We start from the raw sequence: 14,077 nt of genomic DNA, 5'->3' as shown, positions 1-14,077 counted from the left end.
TAGAGAATTTTGCTGGTGGAAAATTGCCAATCCGGTATAAGGAGCCGACTAGCGGTTCTTAATGTTTAGTGTAGTAAGTTTTTCTGGCTCCGCTTATACTATTTGCTGTACTCAAATCAAGTGAATCCGTTAGCCGCACAGTACATTCGAAGTAAACTAGACTACTTAAGCAGTCTATAATCATCACTTCAACGATCATCTTGGTCAATCCTCCTCAGCATTAACTTTAAATCGCCAATCCGAACAATAGGCGGCCCGAAACCGTCCAGGTGTAACGTACCCGTTTCGGGGTAGAGAGTTTAGTTTCGAACGCTTTATAATGGGATAGGTGCCGATCTGAGTAATTAAGCTGAGGGAGGGGGAATGTTGTGGGTAGGGCTTAATATTGTCTTTTAGTATGCACTTATATACAGTAATGGAATCACATTCTTTGATCTGCATTTTCATATTTAAACTCTCTACGAAGTAATGACATTAACGCTAATGTTTCATATTCTTCTCCATTTAAAAAGCTATCTCTTAAATATCCTTCAACCTTAAATCCTTGCTTTGTATAGAACAAAATTCCATTTCTGTTGCTAGCTTTTACTTCTAACCAAAATCTATGCATCCCCATTTCATCAAATACAATTTGTTTTAAGTAATCAAGCATTTGCGAACCATAACCATTTTCGCGATTTGTTGAGCTAACAACTACTCTTTGCAATTTCACACTGTGATCATCATCATTTATGTTAGTTAAAACTGCATAACCGACAACGGTTCCTGCGGTTACATCAATTATTGAAAAATGCCGTTCGGCTATACCTTTTGTGGCTAACTCATGCCGGTCTTTGTCCCAACATCGAATTAAATGTTTAGCATCATTTTCAATAGCTATGATCGTGTCAATGTATTCGATATCAGTGGGCAATATTTCAAAATTTAATTTCTCGCTTTTTATGTCTTGTTTTTTATTATTATCAATTTCTCTTTTATTTACTGCCTCTTCTATTATGTAAATTTTTTCTCTTGTAAAATCCTCTTCCTTTAAATATCTTGCAAGATCATTGATACGATCGATTGCATTTTCTTTGATTTGTTCAATTGAACAAGATGAACCGTTATTTATATCAGAACAAAATACACAACCCTTTAGTATTTTATTGAAAAACTCCGAATAATTATTTATAGCTTCCTCATCGAAAAGCATTTTGAAACTTCTGCCCCCAACTCTAAGCGGTTTTTCGAAGAAAGTAACACCAAAATTTGGAAAGAAGCCAAAATCGTACTCTGTCCCCGATGCAAAAGTTCCACCATCATAAGATTTTATTGAATCCACGTAGCAAATTCCAATAAGAATTCCTGCCATAATTTGATCAAATAATACATCTAAATTATCCCTAAAATCATCATCATTTTTACCAATTATATCCTTACTACTATTTAAGAGAAAAACGCGTTTAACTTTAATTCCTTTGTCTATCATTTCTTTACTCCAAGAGAGGTATTCCTCTCCACGCCTTTGCCAAAACAGCAAATCATTCCAACTGACAGCGTTAAATTCCTTAATTGTATCATCACTGAATGGTAGCTTTTTTACAATTTCATCAATCAAATTACCGGAAGCTGTCAGGTTTCTTCCTGTAGTGCTTCCCAGTTGATCGATTCTCTGTGCATAATGGTTAAGTTTAGTCCTTATAGCCCTCCAAAGAAAATGACGTTGTGCTCTTTCAGCAAAAAGTTCTCCCGCAGAGCTTTCCCACTTACCCGACAACTGTTCATGCTCTTGCCTATTTCTCTTAGAAAAAAAATAATCTTTGGTGTTTGAAGATTCCAAAAAGTTTTCAACGTCTTTTTTTTCATTTGCATCAAACCATATTTCAAAATTTGCCAAATTTTCGACTATTCGTTCAATTGGATTGTAGAAATTCTTATTAAGTCGATTGATGTTTTGATAAAAATTTCTTTTACCTTCATATGATTTGAGAATAACACTTAAAGTAATAACTGCACCAATTAATATTAATGGATAATAAGCAAAATATAAAAGTGTATGTATAAACGAAACTGTACGGCTTTTAATTTTTATTTCCGGATTGATATATGGAAAATATTGCATTATTATAGAACGAAATGATAAATATAAAATAGCAATAATTGAAACAATTATAAGGAAGTTTAATGTTTTCTTATAAGATATAAAGTTTCTTGTAAATTCTGCAGATTGCGAATAATTTTCTTTTTCTTGTCTTTGTTTAGTTTTGCCAGAATCATAAATTGTGGCATACATTGTAAAAAGTAGCAAAAGAATACCGACTATCAAGGATAAAAGTATTAATAAACCTCCCATCCAAAAATCTAACCGTATAATTAAATCTCTATATACGGAAATACTATTATTATTAAAAAAGAAACCTTTGTAAGTGTACAACAATAACAACGAAAAACCTAAGATCATTAACAAAAAACCCAACAAGACAATATGTACTTTTTTTGCATTAGTTAATTTGTTTCGCTCACCGTAAATTGTAATTATTAGAATACCGCAAATGAAAACTGAAACTAAGTTAATGGCACTAACGGAAATTTCAGTAATTTTAGTGGGGTGTGGAATAATATTAAAATAATCAGTTAATATTGGAACGCTTCCTACTATTGTTAGTAGTAGGCCCAATTGATCGTCGAAAAACGATTTTAAGAATGAGTTATCTTCATCTTTCTGCTCTTCGATTCGAGATTTATTAGTTGACATATCTTTTATTTTTGTTGTGTGGATTTTAAAAAGCGTAGTTTGGTATAAAACCTATTCTATGCTTGTAAATACGAATGAGCATTTTAAGCCTTTGGTAATATACAGACAACTGTTTTCATATATTGTGTAATGTTATTGCCCATTTATTGAGCCTATTGCTAATAAAGTAACACTTGGTATATGAATTATCCTAAAAATGGCTGTTGAAGTGATTAAGCGGTAGTGTTTCGCAAGACTGATTTTGACTTGAAGCTTAATGACTAATACAGAATATACAGGTCGATCTTGGGAGGATTTTCTAAATGTACAGGTGGAATCCTTATAAGGTATGTTAGCATCTCATGTTGTTCCCTTCTGCTTCATAATAGGGGAATTGAACGCTTTGGTCCGTTGGCTCAATTCTGGAAACTTATACAAAGTGTGCAGGAGACTCCTTCAAAATGATAGGGTCTATCCAAGAAAGTTCTACAACATTGGATACCAACTTCCACAATATTGTACATTTGTTAATAATAGGCTTAACTATAGTAATGGCAGACATTAAACAACGGGTAGGGCAGCAGATTCGGGAGGCTCGTAAAGCGAAGGGGCTAACTCAGAAGGAACTGGGGGAGAAACTGGGGGTTTCGCACGCTACAGTCAATGGTTACGAAAAAGGCGATCAAAACTTGACAATTGAAACACTTGAGAGGGTAGCAACTGCATTGGGCCTTGAGATTAAGCCATTTTTTTGATTGCCAATATTTTTTTGACCTATAATGTTGGACAAATGTTACATTTTACTATCTTTACATAATCCATTAGGCACGAAAACGGTGGCATAGTACCATAATATGGTTGCCCCGCCCAACGGTAGAAGCCTGAAAAGATAAAGAAAACCCCAATGCTAAGTTTTCGACGACAGTAGCAAAGGGGCATGTAGAACAATCTAACCTTCATTAAAATGTCTACGGGACAAAGTTACGTGGGTAAGGGCAATTATGCACCCACTTCTACAGAATCGGCCAAAAATGGCCCAAATTCCCCTGATACGCCGGATAACCGGCAAGAAACTATTGACGCTGCTCAGTCGGCCCTACTAGCCCTGGTTGACGACTACGTTAACATTGGCTACGTATCGGGGCCGATACAGGCCATTAATGATTTGCTTTATGCTTGGCTGATCACCCCGTCTACTAATCTCCAAAATCAGACGGGCCAAAATCAGCTATATACGGTCCTGGAATTGATTGGCTTTCTAACCAAGCTCTATGAGCTGCAAGTCAATGTTGAGTTCACTGCCAAAGAAAAGGAGGTGAGCCGTGGAAACTAGCATTACCCCCACTCCTGTAATCGCGGACCATCTGGTTACGGTAGACAAAAATGTATTAGCGGCTCACATGCACATCGTTGGTCACATCGAGGAATTTCTGGGCAATACACTCAACCCGATTTGGTCAGTAAACCACGTACTATTAAAATGGCTCGAAACATCTGCTAATCTTTCTAAAGGGAGCCACGACCGCGAGTTTCTGGAAAGTATGCTAAGCCTAGTCACCTTCCTTTCCAATTTGGGTGTAGGCATGAGGGAGTTGAACTTTTACGAACAGGAAGCCGAAGGGAAGGAGGTGGGTCATGAATGAACTAATTCGTATTACTACGGATGAGCAAGGTTCGTTGGTAGTCTCCTCTCTGGACTTCGCGGCTGGACTGGATATTCAGCACAAGAACCTGCTGGAAACTATTCGCACCCATCGGGAAATCATCGAACGAGATTTTGGATTAATCGCGTTTGAAACGCGAAAAATCGAAACAGGGAAAGGTCGGCCCGAATCAGTGGCGCAACTCACCGAAGATCAGGCTTTGTTTATTGGTACGCTAAGTCGCAACTCCAAGCGAGTCGTTGAATTTAAGTCAGTGCTAGTTAAATCGTTTGCCGATGCCCGTAAACGGCTGTTAGCCCCCGCCCCTCCATCTACGGAGCAGGTCTTGATGCAACTAGTTAGCCAAAGTCAGCAAATTCTACTGACGCAGGAGGAAATGCTCTCTCAGCTTCGGGCAGACGTTGACCAGATCATGCACAACAAAAGACCGGCTAAGCCGGGTCGGTTGGGCAAACAACTAAGCCTACCTGGCCTGCCCCGGCCACGCCCGAGCGTCGGTACGTCCCCGTTACGTCAACTCATTCACACGCGGGTAATGGAGTACTGCGGCTTTCACGACGCGACCACGCAGGAAACCTATACGTACCTCTATAAGCGACTGTTTGATGTGTATAGCATCAACGTATATAGGTTGACGCGAGCCGGTACGGAAAGCATGTTGGACGCCTTGGAGCGGTACGGCCATTTGGACAAAGTGTACGGGTTGGTAATGGCTGAACTAAGCTATTCGGAGGAATAATGAAAAAACTCTTCCTGCCCCGTTCGGACTTTCTAGCGGCTCTACCCTTTTTCCTTTTGGCTGTAACAGCTAATCAACTCATCCTTCAACATCATATTAATCATCATCCTACATATGGAAACCCAAGAAATCAACTTAATCAGCGATTTATTAACGCAGCAGCTTGGTCAATGGCAAGACCTCAAAACAAAGCTCACCTCGTCAGGCGGACAGGCGTACTGTGAAGCCAAGGCCATAGAGATCGAAAACGAATTGGCTCTTTTATCAGAGTATTAATAATGCAGTCAATGGTGAAGGATAAGGGTGGTAAGACTGCCCTTATCCGATTAATTCGACGCTCAGAGCTGTATAGGGAGTGGGTCAAGGCAGTTCATTTACGCGATCGCTGTACGTGTCAGCAGTGTGGAGCGCGTAATGGTCGAAAGCGGGTCATTGAAGCTCATCATTTAGTCGAATTGTCAACGCTAGTTACGTTGCACAATATTACCTCAGTAGAACAAGCAAGGGAATGTGTTGCGTTATGGTCGGCTGATAACGGTCTTACGCTTTGTCATTCGTGTCACGAGAAAACCGAGTCGTACCCCGTCAATTTTCGTAAACCTGTTAAGAAAAAGAGAAAAAAGGCATGAATCCAGTTGATTGTAAATTTTCAGGCATTTATAAATTTACCAATAAGCTAAACGGCAAAGTTTATATTGGGCAGGCTATTAATATGTATAAGCGATTCCTTCAACACCGGCGCTTGAAAGATGATTTTAACTTTGCTAGGGCTTTAAAAAAATACGGGGTTGATAACTTTTCGTTTGAGGCCATAGAGCGAGTAGATGACATAGAGCAACTTGACGCCAAAGAGCAATACTGGCTTGATTACTATCAAAGCTATACTAAAGATAAAGGCTATAACACTGTAATTTTTGTAAATAGCCCAACCAAAGGAAGGAAGCGCGAACCTTGGGAGACGGCAAATGGATTGGCAGCCTTGAAAAAACAACGCGAAGAAATAGGGCACCCCTGGTTAGGTAGGAGTCATTCAGAGGCAGCTAAGAAAAAACTATCTGACGATAGGAAGGGTAAGCCTGTTTCCGAGCAGACTTTGCTTGCAAAAATTGCCGCTAAAAGTAAGCCTGTTGCTCAGATTGATTTGAAAACGGGTAAGATAATTAAAGTATGGTCTTCCGGCAGTGAGATAAAAAGGCAGTTAGGCATACCCGAATCCGCTATCGGATATGCCTGTAAGGGCGGCTACTATTCACCTTCAAGACAACGATGGTTTTGTAGAAACAATATTTGTAAAGGCTTTGAATGGCAACATGTATCCAAAGAAGGTGCTTCAGCTATTGTGCCAATTAATGCAGGAAAACACATTGAAACTCAAAAGAAGCCAGTTTGTCAGATAGACATTGATACCGGCAAAGTTATCCAAGTATGGCCCTGTGTTAGCTCTATTCATGGTTTACCTGGGTTGTCCAAAGAGGCAATACGAAGAACATGTGCGAATAAACCGAAGTGGTGCGCTGTTAATAAAAAATTTTATACACCCAAAAGTACGTACGGCGGCTTTAGGTGGCAATACGCATAGCTAGTCATAAACGACCTCTAATTGACATTGGAGGTCGTTTTTTTTGGTATGAATGTAAAGCTGGTATTACAGTTAATGTATGTACTGATAATGGTGAAGAAAATGATATTGCAGAATGACGAGATAAAAAAGATGGTAATAAAGGAAGATGGTATAAATATTTATGGTAAATAATTTGTTATACTTGTGATAGCACAGCAGCGTTAGTGCAATATAGTCTGTATGCCAACAGGTTTAGAGTTCAAGGATATAGCGGAAAGGAGGCTAGAGGAAGCATTGGTTTTACACAGTGCTGGCAAATATGACGGAGCTTATTACCTAGCTGGCTATGTCATTGAATGCGCACTAAAGGCGGCTATATCTACACATTTGAATTACGAAATTTATGCTGGCATGGATGGTGAACTGAGTAATTTTCGCACTCATAAACTTTCAAAGCTTGTAATATTCGCTGGGTTTGTCAAGGGGCTAGCCGAAACGCTTGACCCCAAATTAAAGTCCGCTTATAGTTACATTACCAGCCAGACAGACGGATGGAGCGAAGTGAAGAGGTATGAGCCAATTGCTTGCAGCAAACAGAAGTGTGATAGTTTTTTGGAGTCGGTACAAATATTAATGCAATGGATAAGACAGCATTGGTAGGAATGATTAAAGAAGTTTTAACTTCTTACAGACCCGAAATTGAATTTTTCAATTTAGAGCCGACCTACGGGCAGGGGGCAACGGGTTTGTTTACCTTGTCGGTTAGTACGCCCGAACTCACGGACGATAATTGCTTTCTCATAATGAGCGGGTTAATGGGCTATCTGTATAATCATTTGACAGTTGAGCAAATGAAGCAAATTGCAACGCTACGTGTATTCAATTCAAAAGAAGAATTAAAGCGATATGTGACCCTATCGACAATGGGAACATCCTGCGATTGCGAAAGAGTACTATATATTGAACCTGAATTGGTTGAGGTGGATTAAGGAATTTTTACAACTATTAGTAAGACAACTATCTGCTATAGTAGCGTAACGGTAATATTTTTTCTGCTTTACAAGCTGCTTTGCGGATTGCTTCACAAACCGCTTCACGAAGCAGCACCCCTCCCCTTTTAAGTTATTGCAAATCAACTTATTGCAAGCTACTCTCTTGAGTGAAAAGTCGGATTATTATTAATAACTTTTTACTCTAAAATCAGCGCTAACGCACTGGAAATCAGATATTTATATTAAGTTTTATTCCCTCTTGTTTACTATTTTTATGCTTTGAGTGATTGACTACTCCTAGCGTAAATGAACACATCGGGACCGCTCGCATTTGACGCCGTAATATCTGACTCTCAGTTAATGCAGGCTGTCAATCGCATTGAGAGTCGCATTACCTCGATGACAACTAATGTTGTCAGAGAGACGAATAAATTAGACGACCAATTTTCCCGATTGGCAAGGCTGGCGACTGGCTATTTTTCTTTTAATGCATTAGGAGACTTCGCGCAACAGGTTGTTCGTGTAAGGGGCGAATTTCAGCAACTGGATTCGGCATTTACTCTCCTATTAGGCAGTAAGGCAAAGGCAGAACGTTTTTTACGGGAAGGTGTTGAATTTGCCACTAAAACGCCTTATGGATTAGAAGAGGTCGCCAAGGCGCAAAAGCAAATGTTAGCCTATGGCTTTGCTGCTGAAGAAGTTATACCAACTCTGACTAAGCTAGGTGATATTGCGTCGGGAATGGGTTTGCCACTGGAAAGGTTGACCTATCTCTTTGGTACCACCCGAACATCCGGGCGACTAATGACGAAGGATTTGCAACAATTTACGGATTCGGGAATCCCATTGTTGCAACAGTTGGCCACGCAGTTTAAGGTAGCTGATTCCGAAGTACAGAAATTAGCCGAGGATAGCAAGATCAGCTTCAAAGACGTTGAAACGGCCTTAAATAGTTTAGTTGACGGAACCGGCAAAATCAATTTCGGCGGGCTGATGGCCGAACAAACCAAGTCCTTAACGGGCCTTACCTCGCAGCTAAAGGATGAATGGGTAAAGATGCTTAACAGCATCGGGCAGTCTAATGAGGGAATTTTAGCCGATAGTATTAAGGGGGCAACCTACTTAGTGGCTAACTACGAGCCCGTACTGCAAACATTAGGTCTGATTGTGAGTGTATACGGCACGTATCGAGCCGCTGTTATTGCCCTCTCTGTTGCCCAAACCGCATCAACCGCGCTTTCGGTAACCAACCTACGATTATGGAAAGACCTAGCCCTCAGCATTCGGTCGGCGGGTGACGCACAGGCGTTTTTCAACCTGATGACCGGCGCGAACCTGTATGCAGTTGCAGCCGCTGCCTTAGTCGGTTTAGTTGCCGCCGTTGCTTTATACAAGCGAGAATTGACCGATGCCCAAAAAGCGGAAGAAGCTATTAAGGACGCTCGTTCGCAGGCAGCCAGCGCAGCCGATGGGGAGATATCCAAGATCGAACTTCTTAGGCGTACCATCAACAACGAAAAATTAAGTCGTGATGCTCGTAACAAGGCACTAAAGGACTTAATTGCCATTGCCCCCGAACACCTCAATCAAATAACGCTTGAAAATAGCAAGACGAAAGAATCGATTAAATCAATCAATGATTACATCGATGCTCGCAAACGTCAGATTGACAATGATCGGTTAGTTCAGAAATTTGATGAATCGTATAAACGTCAAAAAGCTCTAGAGCGGGGCGAAGGGCTGGAATTAGGCATTGGTGATAAACTCAGCTTGGCGGGGGCTGCGGCAGCAGGTGAGGGTAGTTTTGATTACGAAAAAGGTAAAGCAGCACTTTTAAAGCAGCGGCAGCAGAAGGAAATTGCCGCCGAGAAAGCAACACAGGTCAGAGTTCAAAAAGAAATGGCCTTAAATGATGAGGCCGCAAAAAGTAAGGCGAAGGGCGAAGGGGATAAACAAAAGGCTATCCTTAAAACAGAGCAGTATTACGATAAATTAATCGAGACTACTAGAAAGGCGCAGTACGAAAAATCTACATCAGGTGCGGAAAATGCTCGCTATCAAGCGGAAATTGACGAACTCGAAAGAAAGAAGCGACTAATTACCGGAAAGCTAACCAAGGAAGAAATTAAGGCTGCTAAAGAGGCTGACAAAATCGGTCCCTATGGTAGTATTGATTACTGGGAGGCAATTTCAAAAAAGGCGCAGGAAATAATTGAAAAGGCAAAACCCACTGAAACGGGTAAAATAGCCGAACAGAGCGCAAAAAAATACCAGGCTGACCGCAACGTTGAAGAACTCAGGAAGAAGTATGCTATCGAGTCATTCGATCAGGAATTGGCGGATAAGAAATCTAAGTACACAGTCTATCAGCAGTTCATAGAAGCTTACGGTAAAGAGTCAGCAGATGCACAATTTGCCGACCTGAAGAAGTCGGGCGATTCGTATCTCGATTACCTAAACTCTCAGATTTCTAAATTAGAAAGTAAGCAGCCTTTCGGTAAATTATCGGCAGAGGAAACCAAAAATTTAGGGACGCTACTAGATGAGCGGAACGCTGTTACGGGCAAAAAAACGAGTCTTGATGTATTCCGGGAAGGACTTGAAAAGGCGCAAGTTGAAGCGGGCAGCCTGATTGATTATCTAGAAATACTCAAGCAAAAACAGGCCGAATTAGATCAAAAACCAGCCAACACAAGAGACGATTACGATAAGCGGGAAGAAGTTACTAATCGCCGTATTGCCGCCCAGGATCAACTAAAACAACAGCTTGCCCAATATTTGCAAGACGTTACCGGGGCAGAACAGCAACGTTTGGCCATAACCAAACGCTATGCGGATCTACGGGCCGCATTGGAACTACAATACCGAGGAAAGGCAAAGAATTCCACGTATCAAACCGCGCTCAATAACATTAACAAAGGCAATGATGCTGAGATAAAAGAAATTAATGAGCGAGCAGCGCAAGCATCAGAAGCCTATAAAAAACTCGATCAAGTCATATTGGAATCGGGTCGGGCCGCTATGCAAAAACGGCTCGCGCAACTCAACGAATATTTAGAGACAGAAAAGAAGGTTGCAAATACCAGAACATATCAGCAGGTATTAAAAGAACGCAATGACCTAAAGGCATCTATAAAAGACGAAGACTTAGCCAGGGTAGCCGAATTAATCGGAACGCTTAATCAGCTTGGGGACTCACTAATAAACTTAGGTGGAGCCTTTACAGCATTGGGCGGCTACGTATCTGGCGTTGCCTCCAATATCGGTTTACTCACTAAGTCTTTAAAGGAGAATTTAACCGATGCCCAAAAGCTTGATATTGGCCTTCAAGGAGTCGTTACCATACTATCAACCATTGCCTCGGCCTACGAGCAACGGAAACGCAGTGAACAAGAGTATTACCGGTCGGTCATCGGGCAACAGCTACAGTACAATCAACTTTTAAATGAGCAAATCGGCAACCGTACAGAGCGGAATGAAAACGTATTTGTCAAGAATTACCAGGGCCGAATCAAAGATGGAATTGATCAACTAAAAGACGCAACGAAGGGCTATCAGGAATCATTGATGAGGCTCAATGATGGTCAGGCCAAAGTTGGACAAGGCAACGTAGTTGACTGGAAAAATGTCGGAACGACAGCCGTTAGCGGTGCCGCCATCGGTACGGCCATTTTACCCGGCATCGGTACGGCCATTGGAGCTGGCGTTGGTTTTATAGTCGGTTTATTTGGAGGCAAAAAGAAGGAAGATGAATTCGGTGCGCTACTGGCTACCTATCCCGATCTGATTCGTGATACCGGAAATGGCGTAAAGGAATTAAATCAAGCCTTGGCGGAAAGTTTAATTCAGAACAACCGTATTGACGAATCAACCAAACTTTTATTACAAGATACCATTGCTTGGACCAAAAAAATGGAGGAAGCAAAGGAGAAGGTAAAAGCAGTGGTGGGTGAACTGGCGGGAGGCTTTGGAAATTCGCTGCGGGACGGTCTAGTCAATGCTTTCAAAGAGGGAACCGATGCCGCACTTGCTTTTAAGTCGTCCGTCGAAGATTTACTTGAGAGCTTGGTAACAAACCTACTGTTTTCTAAAGTCATTGGCCCGTACTTGGATCAGCTAGAAAAGGATATAACACAATCACTTACCCCCGGCGGTGATCAACGGTTCGATGATGATTTTGCCAAGCTGTTCAAAGAAGCTGCCCCAGCAGTGCAGTTGTTTAATCAGGGCTTAAAAGATCTCAAAGATCAGGCACAAAGTTCAGGGTTCGATGTGCTGAAAAATCCAAAAGACAAATCGTCATCCTCGTCCCTTACCGGAAGCATCAAAGGCGTCACTGAAGAAACCGCTTCGATCCTGGCGGGCAACATCACTGCCATTCGGATTACGCAGGCGCAAATTGATACGCGTATGCAGCAATCCATTGTGTATCTGGCGGGCATCGAGCGCAACACGGCCCGCCTGGAAGAAACCAACGTCAAACTTACCTCCATCAGTGACCGACTGGACCGGATGTACCAAGGGGGCATCCTAGCCGGAACGTATAAATAATCTTATGAAAAAGGAAAAGCAACCCATTTGTAAACGAACCGATACGGGCGTCATCGCGCTAATGTTCGACGAACAGGAAGGCAAGTATTATTCAACCACGTCTCCTAATACGCTGGAATTTTTGCGTACGAGCGAATTGGAAGACTACTCCCCTCGATTTCGACCAGTCGCCTACATTGAAGTAGGTAATGATGATCGTGGTTTCCCCAAAGAAGGTAAGCAAGTACCATTACGATAGTGAATTAAGCAATCCGCGATGCCGACACCGACACCCATACTGGATATTCCCTTCAACGAAACGCCGGGGTCGACCGTGGCGCAGGACTACGCGCCGGGTCACCACAACGCCCAGGTCGTGGACGGTAATTTCATTGTGGGACGTAATCACCGGGCGGCCCGGCTCAATGCCGACGGTTACGCCGAGATTGCCAGCTCCATCGTGCCACTATCGGGCATTTTCACCATGAGCCTGTGGATCAAAGCGGAAATAACGGCCACGGGTCCGGGGGCCAGCTGGTGTCTGTTCGTGTTTGCGGGCGAGAATAGAGTGCTGTATCTGGACCTGGCGTCCCCCCTAACCATCTGGTCGTACCTGGTCATTCAGCAGGAAGCCGACCGGGCGCGGGCGTACGTCAACGGCCACAACACGGATGTGCAACTATTTCCTTCGGGCTGGGGAAAACCCATCGGCGTTGCCGTGATCAATGACGTGACCACCAGCTATACCGGCAACGCGACGGTGGAAGATCTGCTAATCTATAATCAGATCGTTGATGACGGCCTGCCAACTGATCCAACCGATCCCACGGACCCCCAAAATCCTTCTTACATGACTAATACGTATTACGTAGACGGCATAAACTTTCGCAGCATGGGCGTTGTCGTCACCAAATCGCGCGGTATGCTGGGTAATCTGCACCTCAAAGAACCCCTGATGATGAACTGGGCGGGGGCGCACGGCCTGGTGATGGACTTAGGCAGTCCGCGCTACGAAGCCCGCGAAATTACCCTGCTCTGCTTTTGCTACGGCATTTCTGCTACTGAGTTCACCAACAAAATTCGGGCCTTTCGCGAGTTGTTTGTTAAGCCCGGTTTTCGCCGGTTGATGCGGATCATGGACAACACCGTCGTGCTGGTGTATGAGGTGGTAGCCATGAAAAGCATTGATGAGGAAATTGACTGGCGCAACCTGACGGCTACGTTTACCTTGAATCTATTGGAGCCTGAACCCGTCAAACGGGTACTCAAATTCTCCGGTACCGGGCAGGTGAGCATTACGCTGTCTTCTCCTACGCCGATGAACATCTACTGGGGTGACAACTCTACGCCCAGCAAAGACGTGTACGGTAGTAATGTTACCCGGACGCATAACTACAATTCGTCGGGTGATCATTATATCAGTGTCACGGGCGTGATTGAGAAGCTGACCAGTTTTTCGAGTAACGCGCAAACCATCTACGATAAGTTCTAACCAATCAACTATATGGAAACCGCAGAAGCTATTGAAGGGCGTATTGAGTGCTTTTTTTCTGAAAACGACCCACGAAGTAATACCGCCCTATCAAGTGGAGACTACTGGTTCAGGGTTCAATCAGAAGAACTATTTGTTTGGGATTCCACAGAAAAGCTATGGTTGCCGATTGAAGATAAAGAAACACTGGAAGCATTTAAAAGGGCGACAGTACTAATCAATCCCACTGCCGAAAGTCTAACATTTTTCGTAGTTACCCCCTATCCGCCCTATAAAGAAAATGACTTATGGGCTGACGGGCTCCATTTGCGCAGATGCATAAAGGCTCGAAATAAACCATTGTGCTTTCGCCCAAGCAACTGGGTATTGGCCCTGAAAAACTAGAA

At 42.7% G+C, this 14,077-nt stretch carries 14 protein-coding genes; 13 read left to right on the top strand and 1 reads right to left on the bottom strand.

What is annotated here, in order from left to right; genetic code table 11:
- Positions 1 to 421 precede the first annotated feature (421 nt).
- Positions 422 to 2,734 (bottom strand): GNAT family N-acetyltransferase, encoded by a 2,313-nt coding sequence (locus IC230_RS12785; protein WP_191039420.1) that lies wholly within the window; start codon positions 2,732 to 2,734, stop codon positions 422 to 424.
- Positions 2,735 to 3,264: 530 nt separating this feature from the next.
- Here IC230_RS12785 and IC230_RS12780 point away from each other — a divergent pair.
- The 13 genes from IC230_RS12780 (at position 3,265) to IC230_RS12725 (ending at position 14,075) form a co-directional block, all read left to right on the top strand.
- Positions 3,265 to 3,468: a helix-turn-helix domain-containing protein gene (locus tag IC230_RS12780; protein ID WP_191039419.1), complete on the top strand. Its 204-nt coding sequence runs from the start codon at positions 3,265 to 3,267 to the stop codon at positions 3,466 to 3,468.
- A 209-nt stretch (positions 3,469 to 3,677) separates the two neighbouring features.
- A complete protein-coding gene (locus IC230_RS12775) occupies positions 3,678 to 4,046 on the top strand; it encodes a hypothetical protein (protein ID WP_191039418.1) in 369 nt (122 codons plus the stop codon).
- Entirely contained in the window at positions 4,036 to 4,356 is a 321-nt protein-coding gene (locus tag IC230_RS12770; RefSeq protein ID WP_191039417.1) for a hypothetical protein, read from the top strand. Before IC230_RS12775 ends, IC230_RS12770 begins: the two co-directional genes overlap by 11 nt.
- Entirely contained in the window at positions 4,349 to 5,116 is a 768-nt protein-coding gene (locus tag IC230_RS12765) for a Rha family transcriptional regulator (protein WP_191039416.1), read from the top strand. Before IC230_RS12770 ends, IC230_RS12765 begins: the two co-directional genes overlap by 8 nt.
- 114 nt (positions 5,117 to 5,230) lie before the next feature.
- Positions 5,231 to 5,392 (top strand): hypothetical protein, encoded by a 162-nt coding sequence (locus IC230_RS12760; protein WP_191039415.1) that lies wholly within the window; start codon positions 5,231 to 5,233, stop codon positions 5,390 to 5,392.
- Between the two features lie 2 nt (positions 5,393 to 5,394).
- Positions 5,395 to 5,745, top strand: coding sequence for an HNH endonuclease (locus tag IC230_RS34775; protein WP_394355489.1), 351 nt, complete (start codon positions 5,395 to 5,397; stop codon positions 5,743 to 5,745).
- On the top strand, positions 5,742 to 6,695 hold the full coding sequence (locus IC230_RS12755) for a GIY-YIG nuclease family protein (protein ID WP_191039414.1): 954 nt from the start codon (positions 5,742 to 5,744) through the stop codon (positions 6,693 to 6,695). The genes IC230_RS34775 and IC230_RS12755 overlap by 4 nt, the downstream gene beginning before the upstream one ends.
- Before the next feature lie 222 nt (positions 6,696 to 6,917).
- On the top strand, positions 6,918 to 7,337 hold the full coding sequence (locus IC230_RS12750) for a HEPN domain-containing protein (RefSeq protein ID WP_191039413.1): 420 nt from the start codon (positions 6,918 to 6,920) through the stop codon (positions 7,335 to 7,337).
- Positions 7,316 to 7,666: a hypothetical protein gene (locus IC230_RS12745; protein ID WP_191039412.1), complete on the top strand. Its 351-nt coding sequence runs from the start codon at positions 7,316 to 7,318 to the stop codon at positions 7,664 to 7,666. Before IC230_RS12750 ends, IC230_RS12745 begins: the two co-directional genes overlap by 22 nt.
- Before the next feature lie 309 nt (positions 7,667 to 7,975).
- Positions 7,976 to 12,220, top strand: a complete 4,245-nt coding sequence (locus IC230_RS12740; protein ID WP_191039411.1) for a tape measure protein — start codon at positions 7,976 to 7,978, stop codon at positions 12,218 to 12,220.
- Between the two features lie 4 nt (positions 12,221 to 12,224).
- Complete coding sequence (locus IC230_RS12735) at positions 12,225 to 12,458, top strand: hypothetical protein (RefSeq protein WP_191039410.1); 234 nt, start codon at positions 12,225 to 12,227, stop codon at positions 12,456 to 12,458.
- 18 nt (positions 12,459 to 12,476) lie between these two features.
- Complete coding sequence (locus IC230_RS12730; protein WP_191039409.1) at positions 12,477 to 13,691, top strand: hypothetical protein; 1,215 nt, start codon at positions 12,477 to 12,479, stop codon at positions 13,689 to 13,691.
- 12 nt (positions 13,692 to 13,703) lie between these two features.
- Positions 13,704 to 14,075 carry a hypothetical protein gene (locus IC230_RS12725; protein WP_191039408.1) on the top strand — a complete coding sequence of 124 codons (372 nt, stop codon included), beginning with the start codon at positions 13,704 to 13,706 and terminating at the stop codon, positions 14,073 to 14,075.
- The last annotated feature ends 2 nt before the right edge of the window (positions 14,076 to 14,077 follow it).

Origin of the sequence: Spirosoma validum (assembly GCF_014699035.1) — a bacterium.
GTDB classification, from domain to species: Bacteria; Bacteroidota; Bacteroidia; order Cytophagales; family Spirosomataceae; genus Spirosoma; species Spirosoma validum.
The sequence above is the reverse complement of the archived record's forward strand: the minus strand, read 5'-3'. Positions and strand labels throughout refer to the sequence as shown.

Bases quoted from the DNA above. Each gene is read 5' to 3' on its own strand.
- IC230_RS12760 (WP_191039415.1), top strand. From the start codon at position 5,231: ATGGAAACCCAAGAAATCAACTTAATCAGCGATTTATTAACGCAGCAG.
- IC230_RS12780 (WP_191039419.1), top strand. From the start codon at position 3,265: ATGGCAGACATTAAACAACGGGTAGGGCAGCAGATTCGGGAGGCTCGT.
- IC230_RS12775 (WP_191039418.1), top strand. From the start codon at position 3,678: ATGTCTACGGGACAAAGTTACGTGGGTAAGGGCAATTATGCACCCACT.
- IC230_RS12755 (WP_191039414.1), top strand. From the start codon at position 5,742: ATGAATCCAGTTGATTGTAAATTTTCAGGCATTTATAAATTTACCAAT.
- IC230_RS12750 (WP_191039413.1), top strand. From the start codon at position 6,918: ATGCCAACAGGTTTAGAGTTCAAGGATATAGCGGAAAGGAGGCTAGAG.
- IC230_RS12725 (WP_191039408.1), top strand. From the start codon at position 13,704: ATGGAAACCGCAGAAGCTATTGAAGGGCGTATTGAGTGCTTTTTTTCT.
- IC230_RS12740 (WP_191039411.1), top strand. From the start codon at position 7,976: ATGAACACATCGGGACCGCTCGCATTTGACGCCGTAATATCTGACTCT.
- IC230_RS12730 (WP_191039409.1), top strand. From the start codon at position 12,477: ATGCCGACACCGACACCCATACTGGATATTCCCTTCAACGAAACGCCG.
- IC230_RS12765 (WP_191039416.1), top strand. From the start codon at position 4,349: ATGAATGAACTAATTCGTATTACTACGGATGAGCAAGGTTCGTTGGTA.
- IC230_RS12785 (WP_191039420.1), bottom strand. From the start codon at position 2,734: ATGTCAACTAATAAATCTCGAATCGAAGAGCAGAAAGATGAAGATAAC.
- IC230_RS12745 (WP_191039412.1), top strand. From the start codon at position 7,316: ATGGATAAGACAGCATTGGTAGGAATGATTAAAGAAGTTTTAACTTCT.
- IC230_RS34775 (WP_394355489.1), top strand. From the start codon at position 5,395: ATGCAGTCAATGGTGAAGGATAAGGGTGGTAAGACTGCCCTTATCCGA.
- IC230_RS12735 (WP_191039410.1), top strand. From the start codon at position 12,225: ATGAAAAAGGAAAAGCAACCCATTTGTAAACGAACCGATACGGGCGTC.